We start from the raw sequence: 18438 nt of genomic DNA, 5'->3' as shown, positions 1-18438 counted from the left end.
TTAACTCATCGCTTCTTATCAGGCATTAGCTTTAAATATTAATAGTTTTTTAGACGCTAGTTCAGTATTGACTTAAAAATAAAATAGTAAATTGCATTTTGACTTACTGACTTTATCTACAAATAAAATTATTTATTATTCTTAAATTAAAGGCTTATCTCTCTACAGCCGCTAATAAACAGGGATTAACTCTGTTGTTTTTCACAAAATATAGTGTGAGGTTGCCACTGAGTATCCACATAAGTGACCAACGTTGACAGTAACGTCGAATTTATCCGCTTGTGCCAAATAGATGTTCTGGTACAATCAGTTAAAATTTTAAGATTAAGATATTGTGTGGAGCAGTATGGTTATCAAAGCACATAGCCCAGCAGGGTTTGCAGAGCAATATATTGTTGAGTCTATTTGGAACGGTGGTTTCCCCCCCGGTTCTATACTTCCGGCTGAACGAGAGTTATCTGAACTCATTGGCGTTACGCGTACAACATTACGTGAAGTTTTACAGCGCTTAGCACGAGATGGCTGGTTGACTATTAAGCACGGTAAACCCACCAAAGTGAATAACTTTTGGGAAACCTCTAGTTTAAATATTCTTGAAACCTTGGCTCAACTCGATCAAGAAGGCATACCTGATCTGGTTGACAATTTAATGTCAGCTCGGACAAATATTAGCGCCATTTATATTCGTGGCGCGATTAAAAATAATGCTGAAAAGGTGATTGAGCTCATTAAAGCTTATGAAGATGTAGAAGATAACGGAGAAGCCTTTGCCGAGTTTGATTATCGATTAAATAAAGAGTTGGTGGTTGCCTCTGGAAATTCTATCTATTTATTAATCTTAAATGGCTTTAGAGGCTTATATTCTCGTCTAGGTACTTTATATTTTTCTCATCCTAAAGGTCGTGAGATATCTCGAGTCTATTATAAGAAATTAATTGAATTAGCTAGCGAAGATAAGTTTGATGAGTCTATATTTGCCGTACGTAAATATGGTATCGAGTCAGGTAAGCTTTGGCTAGAACTTAAAGATGACGTATTAAAAGAGCTATCTGAATAAATTATCTATAGTGATTAAAAGGCAAGGGTTAACTTGCCTTTTAATTATCTTCACTGCTCTCTCATTCTGGATATTGTGCAATAACTTCTTCATCCCCCTCTTCATTGTTCTGTACTAACCGCACGTCAAATTGCCATAAGGTATATAAATGTTTCATCACTTCATCTTTTGAATCGTCTAGCGGAACATTTTGGTGTGGTGTATATTTCAATGTTAGCGATCGGTCACCATCAACATCAGCATTTGTTACCTGAATATTAACCTCTAGATTACTCAAATTATACTGTTCAGATAACGCGCTTCTTACTTTTTTGTAGCCACTTTCATTGTGAATAGCCGCCACGTCAATAAAATTTTCTTTTTCATCATCGTGTAAATAAAATAACTTGAAATCGCGCATTAGTTTTGGTGATAAATATTGACTAATGAAGCTTTCATCTTTGAAATTTTTCATGGCAAAATGTAAAGTATCTAACCAATTACTATTGGCTATTTCTGGAAACCATCGTTTATCTTCTTCTGTTGGGTGTTCACATATTCTTCTAATATCTATAAACATATTAAAGCCTAACGCATAAGGATTAATACCAGAATAATGAGGACTGTTGTAATTGGGTTGAGCGACAACATTGGTATGGTTATGTAAAAATTCCATCATGAACTTATCGGTAACTAAGCCTTCATCATATAAATGGTTTAGCAGTGTGTAATGCCAAAAGCAGGCCCAGCCCTCGTTCATGACTTGTGTTTGTTTTTGCGGATAAAAGTATTGCGAGATTTTTCGAACAATGCGTACAATTTCTCTTTGCCATGGTTTTAGTAAGGGCGCATATTTTTCAATGAAATATAAAATGTTTTCTTGCGGTTCATTTGGAAATGTCGGTTTCTTATCCTTAGCATCATCTTTGTTTTTGGGTAATGTTCGCCATAATGTATTCACCTGCGATTGTAAATATGCTTCACGGTCCTTTTGACGTTGTAACTCTTCCTCTAATGATATCTTTTGTGGACGTTTATAGCGGTCAACACCGTGATTCATTAATGCATGACAAGCATCTAAGCATGATTCAACCTCACTAATGCCAAATTTTTGTTCACATTCGCTAATGTAGTTTTTAGCAAACAATAAGTAGTCAATTATTGAGCTCGCATCAGTCCAGGTTTGGAATAAATAATTACCTTTAAAAAAAGAATTATGTCCGTAACAAGCATGTGCCATAACGAGTGCTTGCATGGTCATAGAATTCTCTTCCATTAAATATGAAATACAAGGATCAGAATTGATAACAATTTCGTAGGCTAATCCCATTTGACCACGTTTATAGTTTTGCTCTGTTTGAATAAATTTTTTACCAAATGTCCAATGGTTATATCCAATAGGCATACCGACACTAGCGTAAGCATCCATCATTTGCTCTGCGGTGATCACTTCAATTTGGTTGGCGTAAGTCTCCAATCGATAATGCTTTGCAACCCGTGCAATTTCAGTTTGATATTGATCAAGTAAATCAAAGTTCCAGTCACACTGGTCACTTAAGGGGTTACGTTTGTTCATTATTTGCCTCCTTTGCCATTATTAACTTAGGCTGCTTTACTCTGATTTTTCTTGAAAAGCTTTCTAAAAACAGGATAAATATCTTCAACGCTTTTAATATGTTGTATTGCAAAATGTTCTGTATATGCTGCAATTTCTTGATATTGCTGCCAAAGTGTTTGATGAGGTCGTTGTGATATTTCAATGTAACTAAAGTAGCGTGCTTTAGGTAGAATATGCTCTGTGAGTAATTTTTGACAACGAGGAGAGTCATCGGCCCAGTTATCTCCATCAGAGGCCTGTGCGGCGTAAATATTCCATTCGCTTTCCTTATAACGCTCATCCATTATTTTAATCATTAAATCTAATGCACTTGAAGCAATAGTGCCGCCAGTTTCTTGCGAATAAAAAAACTCTTCTTCATCAACCTCTTTTGCTTGCGTGTGGTGTCGAATATAGACCACATCAATCGTTTTATAGGTGCGGGTGAGAAACAAATACAATAAGAGATAAAATCGTTTGGCAATATCTTTAGTGGCTTGGTCCATAGAGCCAGAAACATCCATTAAACAGAACATCACCGCCTTTGATGTAGGTAGGGCTTGTTTTGCATAGTTTCTAAAACGTAAATCAAAGGTGTCAATAAAAGGGACTTTACTGATTTTACCTTTAAGCATGTCGATCTGATTGTTTAGGTCTTTAATTTTTTGGACATGATCATGTTTATCAGCCATTAATGCCGCTAAGGCGAGTTCAAGGACTTTTAACTCTTTACGCTTGGTTGATGTCATGGCAATACGTCTTGCTATTGATCCCTGTAGCGACTTTACAATATCTATATTTGAGGGGACGCCTTCAGCACAATAACCCGATCGAACAGTTTTATAATCAATTAACGTATCCAATTGGTTCTTTTCTAAATTTGGCAACTCAAGATCTTCAAAAAGTAAGTTCAAATATTCATCTTTAGAAATAGAAAAAATAAAATCATCATCTCCCTCACCAGTGTTACTGGCATCACCTTTACCGCTACCTTGTCCTTGCTGTTGTGGAGGGCGTTTGATTTTATCGCCGGTTGAAAATTGGTCATTACCCGGGTGAACTCTATCTTTAACCCCCCCTTTGCCCTGGTGAAAAACAGGTTCAGATAAATCTTTTTTGGTGATGGTAATGTCCTCACCACGATCAACATCAGTAACACTGCGTTTATTAATCGCTTGTTCAACGGATTTCTTTATTTGGCTTTTATAGCGTTTAATAAAGCGCTGGCGATTAACCGTGCTTTTGTTTTTGCTATTTAAGCGTCTATCAATAAAATTCGCCATATTGTCCTCCTACTTTATTGGCTTTTTAAAACAATAAAGTACAAGTTAAGAAGACTTTCTTACCCGTAAATACCACTCTGACAGTAACCGCACTTGTTTTTTTGTATAACCTTTACTCATCATGCGTTCTATAAAATCGTCATGTTTTTGCTGGTCGTCATTCGATGTTTTAGTGTTAAACGAAATAACGGGTAATAAATCTTCAGTATTCGAGAACATTTTTTTCTCAATAACCGTGCGCAGTTTTTCGTAACTTGTCCAGTTGGGGTTCTTACCGTTGTTATTGGCTTTAGCACGTAATACAAAATTGACAATTTCATTACGAAAATCTTTAGGGTTACTAATGCCAGCAGGCTTTTCTACTTTTTCTAATTCATTATTTAAGGCTTCTCGGTCGAAAAGCTGTCCAGTTTCAGCATCGCGATACTCTTGGTCTTGTATCCAAAAATCAGCATAAGTGACATAGCGATCAAAGATATTTTGTCCATATTCAGAATAAGACTCTAAATAAGCCGTCTGAATTTCCTTGCCAATAAATTCTATGTATTGAGCTGACAAGTAACCTTTAATGAACTCTAAATATCGCTCGGCTGTTTCTTGGGGTAATTGCTCTCGTTCAATTTGTTGCTCGAGTACATAAAATAAATGTACTGGATTTGCGGCAACTTCTAAATGATCAAAATTAAAAACGCGTGATAATATTTTAAAAGCAAAACGTGTTGATAGCCCAGACATACCTTCATCCATGCCCGCATAATCACGGTATTCTTGATACGACTTAGCTTTTGGGTCGGTGTCTTTTAAGCTTTCGCCGTCATAAACGCGCATTTTAGAATAAATACTAGAGTTCTCGGGATCTTTTAAACGTGATAGTACAGAAAACTGCGCTAAGGTTTCTAACGTATCTGGCGCACAATGTGCATTTTTTAATTCACTGTTTTCGAGTAATTTTTTATAAATTTTTACTTCTTCAGAAACACGCATGCAGTAAGGGACTTTGACCATATAAACGCGGTCCAAAAAGGCTTCGTTGTTTTTGTTATTTCTAAAGGTTTGCCATTCTGACTCATTAGAATGCGCAAGCAAAATGCCATTAAAGGGCAGGGCTGATAATCCTTCTGTTGGATTATAGTTACCTTCTTGTGTTGCTGTTAACAACGGATGCAATACTTTAATGGGGGCTTTGAACATTTCAACAAATTCCATCATGCCTTGATTCGCTCGACACAATGCGCCTGAATAGCTATAGGCATCAGGATCATTTTGTGAAAAGTGCTCTAACTGTCGAATATCAACTTTACCAACCAGGGCTGAAATATCTTGATTGTTATCGTCGCCAGGCTCTGTTTTTGCAATGGCTATTTGATCAAGAATTGAAGGATATAACTTAACCACCTCAAATTTTGCAATATCACCTTGATATTCATGCAGCCTTTTAGCCACCCAAGGCGACATAATGGTCTTTAAATAACGTTCTGGTATTTTATATTCTTTTTTTAATATCTTACCATCTGCATTTGCGTCGAATAAACAAAAAGGGTGGTCATTTACCGGGCTTCTTATGCCATTAGCACTGAGCACATAGATAGGCTCTTGCTGCATTAATGCTTTTAATTTTTCAGCTAATGATGATTTTCCTCCACCCACAGGACCTAATAAATAGAGTATTTGTTTCTGTTCTTCGAGTCCTTGTGAAGCATGCTTAAGGTAGGCAACAATCTGCTCTATAGCTTCTTCCATGCCATAAAATTCCTTAAAGGCAGGATAGCGAGCAATTACCCGATTAGAAAATATACGGCTTAAGGTAGGTTCATTTGAGGTGTCTATCATTTCAGGCTCGCCAATGGCCTTCAATAAGCGCTCAGAAGCGGTGGCGTAAGCAAGTTTGTCTTTTTGACAAATAGCTAAAAATGCTTGAATACTAAAGTTCTCTTCTTTAGCTTCATCGTAACGTGATTGATAATGCTGAAAAATACTCATAACTGCCTCCATAAGGAAAAAATTTGCAGATGAGTAAAAACTTACCGTAGTACAAAGTCGATATTGTTTAACTCATTCAAATAAGACCGAGAAACTATCGATATTCGCCCCAACAAGACACTAAACTTTGCATTGAAACGAGTATGTCTACCATTAAGTCTAGACGGTATTTTTTAAGGTTGAGAATAATTAGAGATTTTTTTTGTAAGCAAAGAGGAAAATATAAAAATCTTTTATATTGAATTAAAAAGAAAAAGGACACTTTTATTGAATTTTAAGCATAAAAAAACCAGAGTAGGTACTCTGGTTTTCAATAAAATTCTTACTTAAAGGTTAATAAATTAATCTTTAATGAATATAAATTAAGCGAAGTTTGCCGCAGCAAAATCCCAGTTAGCTAATGCCCAAAAACCAGCCATGTAGCTTGGACGAAGATTACGGTAATCAATGTAGTAAGCATGTTCCCATAAATCTACTGTTAATAACGGTGTAACGCTCTCATCAGTTAATGGTGTTGCAGCATTTGAAGTGTTAACGATAGCAAGGCTACCATCTGCTTTTTTCACTAACCATGTCCAGCTTGAACCAAAGTTGTTGATTGCACTTTCAGTAAATTTTGTTTTAAATTCAGCGAAAGAACCAAAGCTTGCATTGATTGCATCAGCTAAAGCGCCTGTTGGTTCACCGCCGCCGTTAGGGCTTAAGCTGTTCCAGTAGAATGTGTGATTCCAAATTTGTGCTGCATTATTGAAAATTCCTGCTGATGAAGTCTTCACGATGTCTTCTAAAGACTTGCCTTCAAAATCAGTACCTTCAATTAATCCATTAAGCTTTACAACATAAGTGTTGTGATGCTTACCGTAGTGAAACTCAAGTGTTTCAGCTGAAATATGTGGTACAAGTGCATCTTGTGCATAGGGTAATGCGGGTAATTCAATAGCCATTAGTTTCTCCAGAAATGGGTTATACAAATTTATTTTTGCGCAAAAATAAAGAAGTTGTGTGCTTTTATTTAAAAACCAGTTAAAACCTAGTAAACTAGTCAAGTATTATTAAAGCCTGACTAGTGTACCCATTTATATAGGTTTTGCCAGTGTAAATATCAAGCCTGTTATTGTTTATTCTACTAAATAAGTGCTTTTTAGTCTTTATTACCTTGATTATTTTAGTGTCAGACTCCATTAATCAAAGTAATAAACATTAAATTTTATATTGTAAAGATCGAGGTTTTTTCGGTCGTAATTAGAGGTATCCCATGGAAACTATTGAACGTATCAAAGAACAACTTTCTGAAAACACTATTTTGCTTTATATGAAAGGTTCTCCTAAATTGCCTAGCTGTGGCTTTTCTTCACAAGCATCACAAGCACTAATGCAGTGTGGTGAAAAATTTGCTTATGTTGATATTTTACAAAATCCTGATATTCGTGCCGAATTACCAAAGTATGCTGATTGGCCAACATTCCCACAATTATGGGTTGACGGTGAATTAGTCGGTGGTTGTGACATTATTATGGAAATGTTCCAACAAGGTGAATTACAAACCTTGATCAAAGAAGCTGCAGAAAAAAATAATTCTGAAGAAAAAGCTTAGTATCATTTTTGAAACTGACGTTAGTTAAATTTTTTATTAAAAAAGATGAAAATAAGTTGAAAATCACCTTATCGTCTCAATAATAGATGTACGTCAGTTTTATGATTTAAATCAATTTAATAAAAATATTGGAGAATAGAATGAGTGTATTAGTTGGCCGTGCAGCACCAGATTTTACTGCAGCAGCAGTTTTAGGTAGTGGCGAAATTGTTGATAGCTTTACGTTATCGACAGCAATTAAAGGTAAAAAAGCCGTAGTGTTTTTCTACCCTCTAGATTTTACTTTTGTTTGTCCGTCTGAGTTATTAGCTTTTGATCACCGTATGGAAGAATTCAAAAGCCGTGGTGTTGAAGTTATTGGTGTTTCTATCGATTCACAATTTTCTCATAACGCATGGCGTAACACTCCAGTAAACGAAGGCGGTATTGGCCCAGTACAATATACTTTAGTTGCTGATACAAAGCATGAAATCTGTAAAGCGTACGATGTTGAACATCCTGAAGCGGGTGTTGCATTTCGTGGTTCTTTCTTAATTGATGAAGAAGGCAATGTACGTCATCAAGTGATTAACGATTTACCATTAGGTCGTGACGTTGACGAAATGATCCGTATGGTTGACGCATTACAATTCCACCAAGAGCACGGCGAAGTTTGTCCAGCTGGCTGGAACAAAGGTGATAAAGGTATGACTGCTTCTCCTGAAGGCGTTGCATCTTACTTAGCTAACAATGCTGACAAGCTTTAATATTATAGCTTAGGCTTTAGTTAGCCGATGTAATTATTAAAAGTAATAAAAAACCGCTTAATTGCGGTTTTTTTATGTTCAGGAAGAACGGTATGTCACGGTGCCAAGGATGGCAAAGAGTGACGATGTTCAATCCCGTCATGCTGAATTTATTTCAGTATCTATTTTTTTTTGTCAACAACGAGATCCTGAAACAAGTTCAGGATGACAGTGTCTTTGCGAGTTGTATTTCAGTATCTGTTTTTGTTTTGTCAACAACGAGATCCTGAAACAAGTTCAGGATGACGGTGTCTTTGCGAGTTGTATTTCAGTATCTGTTTTTGTTTTGTCAACAACGAGATCCTGAAACAAGTTCAGGATGACGGTGTCTTTGTGAGTAGTATTTCAGTACTTAAGTATATAAATACAGGCTCTTGAGATCGTCATACTGAATTTATTTCAGTATCTAAAGCACTAGATCCTGAAACAAGTTCAGGATGACGGTGTCTTTGTGAATTGTATTTACGTATATAAATACTGGCCCTTAAGATCGTCATGCTGAATTTATTTCAGTATCTGTTTTTTGTTTTGTCAACAACGAGATCCTGAAACAAGTTCAGGATGACGGTGTCTTTGTGAGTTGTATTTCAGTATTTAAGTATCAACGTATATAAAGTACTGGCCCTTAAGATCGTCATGCTGAATTTATTTCAGTATCTGTTTTTTGTTTTGTCAACAACGAGATCCTGAAACAAGTTCAGGATGACGGTGTCTTTGTGGGTTGTATTTACGTATTTAAGAACTGGCTCTTGAGATCGTCATGCTGAATTTATTTCAGTATCTAAGCACTAGATCCTGAAAAAGTTCAGGATGACGGTGTCTTTCCTCGTTGTATTTTAATATCAGTACGACGGTGGCTTCATTGAGAGGGTAAATAATAGAAAGTGACAGTGTTTAAAATTAAGCCAATCAAAAGTTGAAAATCAACCTACACTTAATTTATCACCTTATTGATTTCTGGAATCGTTTTGTTTGTACCTAAGACGCTTTATGAGAACTTACCGTTCGCGTATTTTATTGTAAGTGGTTATTTACTTACCTTTAATATGACATGGCCTATGCTTATTTCTGCGGCGCTATTTTATAGTGCTGCTTGTGTTACATTAGTTACTCGCTCGGCTTGTCGAAGACTCGATAAACAAAAAAAACTCGGTATAAAAAATAAAATACCTGAACTCTTCTATGAATATTTACCCTATATTTACAACGCTATTGGGGTATTTACCCTGATGGTCACCAAAAATCCACTCTTTCAATTTTTTGCATTCACTTTGATTGTTTTAGCGGTTAGAAATCTATTGTGTCGACATAATAACCGCAGTAGCTCAGCTAAATTATTTTAATCGCTTGCCGGTGTATCACTCTGTTGTTCTTCATCGACTATTGCTAGGGGCCAACCACCCATTTTTTGCCATTTATTAACGATAAAACAAAAAAGTTCAGCGGTTTTTTCGGTATCGTATAATGCCGAATGAGCTTCACTATTATTGAAGTCTAACCCTGCCGCTAAACAGGCTTTTGCAAGAACAGTTTGTCCAAGCGCTAAACCAGATAATGTTGTGGTATCAAAGCTAACAAAAGGATGAAAGGGTGATCGCTTTATCAAACAACGTTCTACGGCTGCATTGACAAATCCCAAATCAAAAGCGGAATTATGAGCAACCATAACGGCACGCTGGCAGCCGGCAATTTTCATCTTTTTTCTAATTAACTTAAAAATCTCTGTTAACGCTTTGTGTTCATCAACAGCACCACGTAATGGGTTTGTTGGGTCTATGCCGGTGAACTCTAATGCCGCTTGCTCTAAATTGGCGCCTTCAAAAGGTTCTACGTTAAAGTGAATTGTTTCATCAAGAGAGAATTGACCTGTACTTTCATCTAGCGATAAAGTTGTCGCTGCTATTTCCAGTAAAGCATCAGTTTGTGAATTGAAACCTGCTGTTTCAACATCGATGACTACTGGGAAATAACCTCTAAAGCGCTGTGCAAAAGCACTTTTAATATTTTTATCAGCAGAACTCTTATTTTTAGTATCAGGATTTATACTCATGTTTACATCTTTTTTAAGTTAGCATTCAATTTCAAGGAGTAAATTATCGCAGAAAAAAAATGTAAACTCTATGCGAACGCTATGATGAAGCTTTAAAGTTATGAAAATATTGCTGATAACTGCTAAAGTTATAGAATATTGGGTCGATAACAGATACGTGGCAGGATAAAAGATAAATATTTTATGAAAAAAACTATCATCACATTATTATTATGCGTATTTGTTAGCCAAGCTAATGCTGGTATTCGTCAGTATGGTGCTGACTTAGAACACGCTAATTGGCAGTTAACTAATAACTCAAGGCTAGAGTGCACCTTATCACACCAAATACCTAATTATGGTGAAGCAAAATTCTACAGTACGGCAAACCGTAAAATGAATATGGAATTTGAACTCGATATGATGCGTTTACCTGATACTTATTCATTAGCAGAGGTTCGTTCTGTTGCGCCTAATTGGCGCCCTGGAAAAAATGGTCGAACTCTTGCCAATATGAAACTTCATAAGCAGTTTGCGCCAAGTCTACCGAAAAAGGTTGCTTGGAATATGCTTAATGAATTAGAGCAGGGCATGAACCCAACGTTTTACTATAACGATTGGTATAGCGACAACGATCTTATTTCTGTTGGTATATCAACGGCTAAGTTTAACCGTGCCTATCAAGAATTTATTGGTTGTGTCAGTAACTTACTTAATTACAATTTTGATGATATTTCTTATACGGTATTAAATTATCAATTTGGTGGTGATAGCTTAACGAAATCATCTAAAAAGCGTTTAACGATGATCGCAGAGTACCTTGCTTTAGATCAAAACTTAGAGTTGGTGCTTATTGACGGTTATACTGACAGTTATGGTGGCAGAAATGATAACTTGAAAATATCAAACCGCCGAGCAAACACGATTCGAGAGCATTTTGTTAAGAGTGGTATTGACCCCAGTCGAATTGAAGCAAAAGGTTATGGCGAAAAGCGTCACATTGCTGCTAACAATACCGTTATTGGTCGTGCACAAAACAGACGTGTTGTTATTAGAATGGAACAACCGTAAAGACGAATGTACTGCAAAAAAATTATTTTATAAAGAATCAGTTGAATAGGCTGGTAGGTTATCTTAATCTATCAGCCTATTTTTTTATTGGATCTTCCATAATGCGACCATTGTTTAAGTCTTTATTTGCACTATTGGTTTTATCGAGCTTTACAAGTTTGGCAAAAACCAATGACGCATACACCTATGCTAATTACGACCAAGTAAAAACAACCCACATCTATTTAGATCTAGCGGTTAATTTTGATGAAAAATCACTCGCTGGTTTTGCAGAATTATCGTTAGAGTGGTTAAGTAAAACTTCGCAGCCGATTATTCTCGATACCCGAGATTTAATCATTGACCGTGTAATGGCTCAAACTGAAGCAGGACAATGGCGTGGGGTAAGTTTCACACTGGCTAATCGTGATAACGTGTTAGGTTCAAAACTCACCATAAACAATACTTTTAAAGCACAAAAAATTCGTGTTTATTACCAATCAACTGAAAAAGCATCAGGTTTGCAATGGTTGTCAGCTGAACAAACGGCAGGGAAAAAGTATCCTTTCCTATTTAGTCAAAATCAAGCGATTCACGCACGTTCATGGATACCTGTGCAAGACACACCTAGTGTTCGCGTAACTTATACCGCTCGTATTACTACGCCTGATAATTTATTAGCGGTAATGAGTGCTAATAACGAACCTAATACCGCTCGTGACGGCGATTACTTTTTTAGTATGCCGCAAGCAATCCCTCCATATTTAATTGCAATTAGTGTCGGCGATTTAGAATTTAAAGCGATGAGCAAGCAAACGGGTATTTATGCTGAAGCCAGCATTTTAGATGCAGCGGTTAGTGAGTTTGACGATACACAAGCGATGATTGATGAGTCAGAAAAAATCTTTGGTCCTTATCGTTGGGGACGTTATGACTTACTGATATTACCGCCTAGTTTTCCTTTTGGTGGTATGGAAAACCCACGTTTGTCTTTTATTACCCCAACAGTTATTGCTGGTGATAAAAGCTTAGTCAATTTAATTGCTCATGAACTCGCTCATTCTTGGTCGGGTAACTTAGTGACGAATGAAAGTTGGCGTGACTTATGGTTAAACGAAGGTTTTACCAGTTATGTTGAAAATCGTATTATGGAAGCGGTATTTGGTGAAGACCGAGCTGTTATGGAACAAGCGCTTGGTGCACAAAGTTTAAATTATGAAATTGCTGAATTAGCGCCGGGTGATACTCAACTTTATATCGACCTTAAAGGACGTGATCCTGATGACGCATTCTCAGGTGTTCCGTATGTGAAAGGTCAGTTGTTTTTAATGTTTTTAGAGGCTAAATTTGGTCGAGATAAATTTGATACTTTTATTTTAGATTACTTCAACAGCCATGCCTTTGAAAGTTTAGGTACTGCCAATTTTGTTATTTATTTGAAAAAAAATCTTACTGATAAATATCCAAATATTGTCAGCGATAAAGAAGTTAATGAATGGATTTATGAACAAGGACTACCTAGTTATGCGCCGCAGCCTACATCAAGTGCATTTACCACTATCGACGGTCAAATTAATAGTCTGTTAAGTGATAAAATAACGTTAGCGCAATTACCAACTAAAGCATGGACCTTGCATGAATGGCTGCATTTTATTAATAACCTACCGGTAACATTACCGACTGAGCGGATGAGTGCACTCGATAAAGCGTTTAACCTTACCGCCAGTACTAATGCTGAAATTGCACATGCTTGGTACTTATTAGCATTAAGAACAGGTTACGATACTGTTTACCCTGCGATGTCAAAATATCTAATTGCTATCGGTCGTCGTAAGTTAATTGTACCGCTTTATAAAGCGTTAGCTGAGACACCTGCAGGTAAAGCTTGGGCACTTAATGTCTATGAAAAAGCGCGTCCTGGTTATCATGGTTTAGCGCAAGGCACTATTGACGGTGTCTTAAAAGCTAAATAACATTCAACTAAAATGATAAAATAAAAACGCCACGTTAACATTTATTAACGTGGCGTTTTTTTATGTGATTTTTTGATGTTTATATTATTTATTGCTGTTTTCTTCAACGATCACATCAACTTGTCGTAGCTTGTTTTGCTGTGAAATAACAACTCGGATGCTATGTTGTTTTTGGTTAAAGTTTAGCGTTAAACGGCCACGTTTCCTTTCTTGGTTTAACGCTTGCCCATATTCTTTTTGATAAAACTGGATAACTTCCTCTTCGGTACTTCTTGTAAAATAGTTTATAACCGCAGGTGTCTCATCGGTAAATTCAGCAAAAACTCGCGCATCACTCATGGCCGGTATGGTCACCATTGCTGTTTCTTCTGCGATAGCAAGGTTGACGTTTATCAACATAAAAGCGACTAATAGTGTTTTCAAGGAACAAGCTAATCGACTTGATAAATTTACGGTACTTAGGTTAAACATAATATTTGATCCTTTAACGGGCTTAGCTAAATCTAGTGTGTTGCTAGGTAATTATCAAGAATATTGTTAATAATCTAATCATTACCGCTATATAAGGCATTGTTTAAATAACAAATAATAATAGCGGTAATAAGTACCTAATCGTATAAATAACGCTAACTAACTGATTAATAATTAATTAACATGAACGGTCAACAAAATCATCTCGAGAGTTCATTCGGTATCAACAAAGTCATTTCTGTAATGATCAACCCATAGCGCGGTTGCACCACATATAGCGACAGGCATGACCACTAGATTAATAATAGGGACCATTGAAAATACTGCCGTTGTGATACCAAAGCTATAACTTAATCCTTGCTTTTGTTTGAGTGCGTAACGCATTTCATTAAAGTCAATTTTATGATTATCAAAAGGATAGTCTTTATATTGAACGGCCATCATCCAAGCTAAAAATAAAAACCAAAATATTTGTCCTATAACCGGCAGTATCCAATAAAGAATAAAAAAACCAATAGCGCGCGGTAAATAGTAACGTAATTTACACCATTCCCTTGATAACGTTCGTGGTACATCTTTTATAACATCGAGGGTTGAAGCGGGTGGTATTGTTTTACCACAGAGCAATAATTCCATCTTTTCTGATAGCAAACCATTAAAAGGTGCGGCAATCCAGTTGGCGACTGAGCTAAATATAAAAGAAAACATCACTAACAAAAATAATAAAGCGACTGGCCATAAGAAAGCACTTAACCAAGACAGCCAATCAGGAAGCCAGTTATCGAGCATAGTCATATAGGTATCAAGTTCCAAAAATAGACCATAAAAGGCGACACTAAATAATACTAAATTAACCAGTAGGGGTATAAACACAAAACGGCGAATACCTTTTTCTCTGATTAATTCAAAGCCCTTAATAAAATATCCGGCACCACTGTTAGCTAACGGTTGATTAATAATTGTATTCATTGGCTGATTTTTATCCTTACATGCTTTCTTTAACTGTGATTATAAAATAAATTGATAAATTGAACAGATGTTTCATGTTACAAAATATAGATAACTCTGGTAAAATTTTATTGCTGAGTATTATCAAAGTATAACAATAAAAGGTTTCTGTGTTTTATGCGTTTAAAGCATATAAAACTTGCTGGTTTTAAATCATTTGTTGACCCGACTAAAGTGCCATTTGAACAAAGAATGACAGCTATTGTTGGGCCAAACGGTTGTGGAAAATCGAATATCATTGACGCTGTTCGTTGGGTACTTGGTGAAAGTTCAGCGAAAAATTTGCGTGGTGATGCCATGACCGATGTGATTTTTAATGGCGCAGCAACACGCAAGCCGGTCGGACAAGCATCTGTTGAATTGTTATTCGATAATATTGATGGTCGCATACAAGGCAATATGGCCGATCGTAATCAAGTTTCTATTCGACGCGTTATAAATCGAGATAGCCAAAATACATATTATTTAAACGGTAGTAAATGCCGCCGTCGAGATATCACCGATATTTTCCTGGGTACCGGTCTTGGTCCTCGCAGTTATGCGATTATTGAGCAAGGTACTATCTCAAAACTTATTGAATCTAAGCCGCAAGAGTTACGAGTTTTTATTGAAGAAGCCGCGGGTATTTCTAAATATAAAGAACGCCGCAGAGACACTGAAAATAGAATCAGACATACGCGAGAAAACCTTGAACGTTTAAACGATATACGTGTAGAGCTTGGTTTACAAATCGACAAACTGCATCAACAGGCAGAAGCCGCTAAGCGTTTTAAAACGTTAAAAACTAGAGAGCGTAAATATAGAGCTGAGTTGACTGTTTTAAAATGGCAAAAATTTGATCAGCAAGCTAAAGAGCAAAAACAACAAGTAAGTCAATATCAAACAGAAATAGAAGCTTTGATTGTTGAACAGAAAAAAATCGATATCCAGTTGTTTGATGCTAAACAAAAAGTGACCATAGGCGGAGAGTCTAGCGGTGAGCTACATCAACAAAAATTACTATTAAGTAATGATATTGCTCGTGCAGAACAAAACATCAAACATTTAAAGCAACAAAAACAGAAAGCCCAACACGATAACAGTGTTACCCAGCAACAGCTGATTAATGCGCAACAATTGGTGCTAGCCGAGCAAGAACAGCTCCAAAAAAGCACTTTAAAAATTACCGAACACGTACCTGAACTTGAACTTATAGAGCAGCAACTGCTTGAGAGTCAAATTCAGTTAGAAGGCTATATTGAACAGCAGCGAAATGAGCATCAGCAATGGCAAGCTTTACAACGCCAACATCAAGATACAAATGATCAACAGTTGAGTGTTAATCAGCGAATCTCTCAGTTAAGCGAGCAGATAAGTCAGCAGCAGCAGCGCCAACAATCATTAACACATTTATTAGCGAATTTAACCAAAGAGAGCTTCAGCGAAAATGTCGAGAGTACTGCTGAGCTTGGAAATAAGCTACTTAAGCAAGAAAAACACCAGCAATCTTTACTAAAACAATATAAAGATAATGAATCAAACCAACTCGTACTCGTTACCCAAATCAGCCTAGCCTCGAAGCAGCAAGCACAGTACAGTGGTGAAATAGCAGCATTAAAGCTTTATTTACAGCAGTTACTGACACAACAAAATCAACAAGCAGGTTGGCGCATTAAGCAAAAAGAATGGTTAAGTGTGCGCGGGCAAAAAGTTCTTGGCGCTGTTTTTCAATTATTAACCGTAGAAACAGCCTGGCAGGCAAGTGTCGAATTAGTGCTACATCATTGGTTACAAGGCGAGTTGGTTGAATATTTCCCCACAGAAGTCACCATTGAACCACTATTTTTAGTGCTTGATCAACAAATAAACAAGACTAGCGCGACTCGTTCAGTGAAAGCAATAACCGGCACATTGGCCGAACAAGTTAAAGGTTTACCGGCAATAACGGCCTTGCTAAATAATATTTTTATTGCCCAAGATTACCAACAAGCGCAACAGATAATGTTAACGCTCGCTGATCACCAGTCAGTTATTTGTAAAGATGGTACTTGGTTAAGTCGATATTTTCTGCGAAAAGGAAGCGCTGAAAATTTTGATGCCTTGCTACAGTTAACGGATAATATCAGCCAGACCTCAGAAAAAGTGACTGAATTAACACTCAGTATTCAAGAATGCCAAGATAAAGAAAGTCAGCTGATAAAAAGCAAAGAACAATTTGTTAGTGACGCTAAGGCACTTAAAACGGCAATCGAACAATCTACTTATCAAGTTCAGGCTTTACAGCAAAAAATTGCTTTGGCTAAACAAGCGGCAGAGCAACGCGATAAACAAAGTACCCTTTATCAACAAGAGCTAACAACGCTAGAAAGTTTACTGAGCCAAAACAAAAAATTATTATCAGTACAAGAAGATGCGCTTACAAAATTACCAAAGCATGATGCCGAACAGCTTATGCATATCAGCAGTGCACAAGAGAGTTTACAAAGAAAAATTCAAGACAGTCAAGAAAGTAGCCAAAGGTTCCATCAACAAAAACATCAGCAAGCGTTAATGATTGAAAAATTGAATCATGAGCAAACTCAAGGCCAATTATCCTTAGTTCGTGCGCAAGAAAGTATTCAACAACTCACCAAACAACAACGCATGCATCAAGAAATCGTTGAAGAGTGTGCATCGCCGTTGCAAGTTGATGAGCAAAAGTTACAAGCATGGTTAATAGACGTTGCGGAACTTGATGGAAAAATAGCAAAGATACAGCATGATACAACAGACTCTAAGACACTGATTAGTGATGCAGAATTAAAAGTTCAGCAACTAACTAGAAATATTAATAGTAAGAAAGAGCAAATTAATGCTGTTCATTTAACCGCAGAAAGTTATCGTTTACGTGCTGATGCGGCACTCGAGCAACTTAATGAAATGCAACAGAATTTATTGGCGGTGCAAACTGCTATGCCAGATCAAGCGAAAGAGCCTTTATGGCAGGCTCATATTGTTAACTTAGGTAAAGATATTAATCGTTTAGGGGCAATAAATCTTGCAGCTATTAATGAATATCAAATACAATTTGAGCGAAAGACCTATCTTGATCAACAAGATGAAGATTTAACCCAAGCGATTAATACGTTAGAATTAGCTATTGCTAAGATAGATAAAGAAAGCCGTCACAAATTTAAAAATACCTTTGAAAAAATTGATAGTGATCTTAAAGCATTATTTCCTAAGGTTTTTGGTGGTGGTAGTGCCTATTTAGCCTTAACAGATGATGATATGCTTGAAACGGGTGTTACTATTATGGCTAGACCGCCAGGTAAAAAAAATAGCACTATTCACTTATTATCTGGTGGCGAAAAAGCGCTGACCGCATTATCATTAGTGTTTGCAATTTTTAGGTTAAATCCTGCACCATTTTGTATGCTTGATGAAGTCGATGCGCCTCTTGATGATGCTAACGTTAGTCGTTTTTGTAACTTGGTGCGAGAGATGTCGCAAACTGTACAGTTTATTTATATCAGCCATAATAAAATAGCGATGGAAATGGCGAGTCAGTTAACCGGTGTTACTATGTTTGAACCGGGCGTATCAAAAATGGTAGCTGTAGATATTGATGAAGCAATCGCTATGGCTGAATTAGAATAAGTACAAAATTAAGC

The 18438-nt window shown here is 36.6% G+C and carries 14 protein-coding genes; 7 read left to right on the top strand and 7 right to left on the bottom strand.

The window, feature by feature from the left end:
- The first annotated feature begins 346 nt into the window (after positions 1-346).
- Entirely contained in the window at positions 347-1057 is a 711-nt protein-coding gene (gene fadR, locus H4J57_RS03310; RefSeq protein ID WP_182216326.1) for a fatty acid metabolism transcriptional regulator FadR, read from the top strand.
- A 61-nt stretch (positions 1058-1118) separates the two neighbouring features.
- On the opposite strand, the gene H4J57_RS03305 is transcribed toward fadR, so the two are convergent.
- From H4J57_RS03305 to sodB, 4 genes are all read right to left on the bottom strand, one after another.
- Entirely contained in the window at positions 1119-2612 is a 1494-nt protein-coding gene (locus H4J57_RS03305; RefSeq protein ID WP_182241939.1) for a SpoVR family protein, read from the bottom strand.
- A gap of 26 nt (positions 2613-2638) precedes the next feature.
- Entirely contained in the window at positions 2639-3916 is a 1278-nt protein-coding gene (locus tag H4J57_RS03300; protein ID WP_182241938.1) for a YeaH/YhbH family protein, read from the bottom strand.
- A gap of 45 nt (positions 3917-3961) precedes the next feature.
- Complete coding sequence (locus H4J57_RS03295) at positions 3962-5896, bottom strand: PrkA family serine protein kinase (RefSeq protein WP_182216320.1); 1935 nt, start codon at positions 5894-5896, stop codon at positions 3962-3964.
- Positions 5897-6258: 362 nt separating this feature from the next.
- Entirely contained in the window at positions 6259-6840 is a 582-nt protein-coding gene (sodB, locus tag H4J57_RS03290) for a superoxide dismutase [Fe] (RefSeq protein WP_070376458.1), read from the bottom strand.
- Between the two features lie 311 nt (positions 6841-7151).
- Here sodB and H4J57_RS03285 point away from each other — a divergent pair, with 311 nt between their 5' ends.
- The 3 genes from H4J57_RS03285 (at position 7152) to H4J57_RS03275 (ending at position 9618) form a co-directional block, all read left to right on the top strand.
- The gene (locus H4J57_RS03285; protein WP_070376459.1) at positions 7152-7490 is read left to right on the top strand and encodes a Grx4 family monothiol glutaredoxin; all 339 of its coding nucleotides are present in this window, start codon (positions 7152-7154) and stop codon (positions 7488-7490) included.
- A 140-nt stretch (positions 7491-7630) separates the two neighbouring features.
- On the top strand, positions 7631-8236 hold the full coding sequence (locus H4J57_RS03280; protein WP_070376460.1) for a peroxiredoxin: 606 nt from the start codon (positions 7631-7633) through the stop codon (positions 8234-8236).
- 1007 nt (positions 8237-9243) lie between these two features.
- Complete coding sequence (locus H4J57_RS03275; RefSeq protein ID WP_182241937.1) at positions 9244-9618, top strand: hypothetical protein; 375 nt, start codon at positions 9244-9246, stop codon at positions 9616-9618.
- Here H4J57_RS03275 and rnt read toward each other — a convergent pair.
- On the bottom strand, positions 9615-10325 hold the full coding sequence (rnt, locus tag H4J57_RS03270; protein ID WP_182241936.1) for a ribonuclease T: 711 nt from the start codon (positions 10323-10325) through the stop codon (positions 9615-9617). The two genes, H4J57_RS03275 and rnt, sit on opposite strands and share 4 nt — an antisense overlap.
- Positions 10326-10508: 183 nt before the next feature.
- Here rnt and H4J57_RS03265 point away from each other — a divergent pair, with 183 nt between their 5' ends.
- Positions 10509-11375: an OmpA family protein gene (locus H4J57_RS03265; protein ID WP_182216315.1), complete on the top strand. Its 867-nt coding sequence runs from the start codon at positions 10509-10511 to the stop codon at positions 11373-11375.
- Positions 11376-11476: 101 nt separating this feature from the next.
- Positions 11477-13327 (top strand): M1 family metallopeptidase, encoded by a 1851-nt coding sequence (locus H4J57_RS03260; RefSeq protein WP_182216313.1) that lies wholly within the window; start codon positions 11477-11479, stop codon positions 13325-13327.
- An 84-nt stretch (positions 13328-13411) separates the two neighbouring features.
- Here H4J57_RS03260 and H4J57_RS03255 read toward each other — a convergent pair whose 3' ends face one another.
- Positions 13412-13798 carry a hypothetical protein gene (locus H4J57_RS03255; protein ID WP_182216312.1) on the bottom strand — a complete coding sequence of 129 codons (387 nt, stop codon included), beginning with the start codon at positions 13796-13798 and terminating at the stop codon, positions 13412-13414.
- Between the two features lie 213 nt (positions 13799-14011).
- Entirely contained in the window at positions 14012-14767 is a 756-nt protein-coding gene (gene cysZ, locus H4J57_RS03250; RefSeq protein ID WP_182241935.1) for a sulfate transporter CysZ, read from the bottom strand.
- Between the two features lie 156 nt (positions 14768-14923).
- On the opposite strand from cysZ, the gene smc reads away from it, so the two are divergent.
- Positions 14924-18424 carry a chromosome segregation protein SMC gene (gene smc, locus H4J57_RS03245; RefSeq protein ID WP_182241934.1) on the top strand — a complete coding sequence of 1167 codons (3501 nt, stop codon included), beginning with the start codon at positions 14924-14926 and terminating at the stop codon, positions 18422-18424.
- Positions 18425-18438: the final 14 nt, after the last annotated feature.

This window comes from Colwellia sp. BRX8-7 (assembly GCF_014077275.1).
Taxonomy (GTDB): domain Bacteria; phylum Pseudomonadota; class Gammaproteobacteria; order Enterobacterales; family Alteromonadaceae; genus Colwellia_A.
Note: the sequence above shows the minus strand (reverse complement) of the source record. Positions and strands in the feature narration are given on the sequence as shown.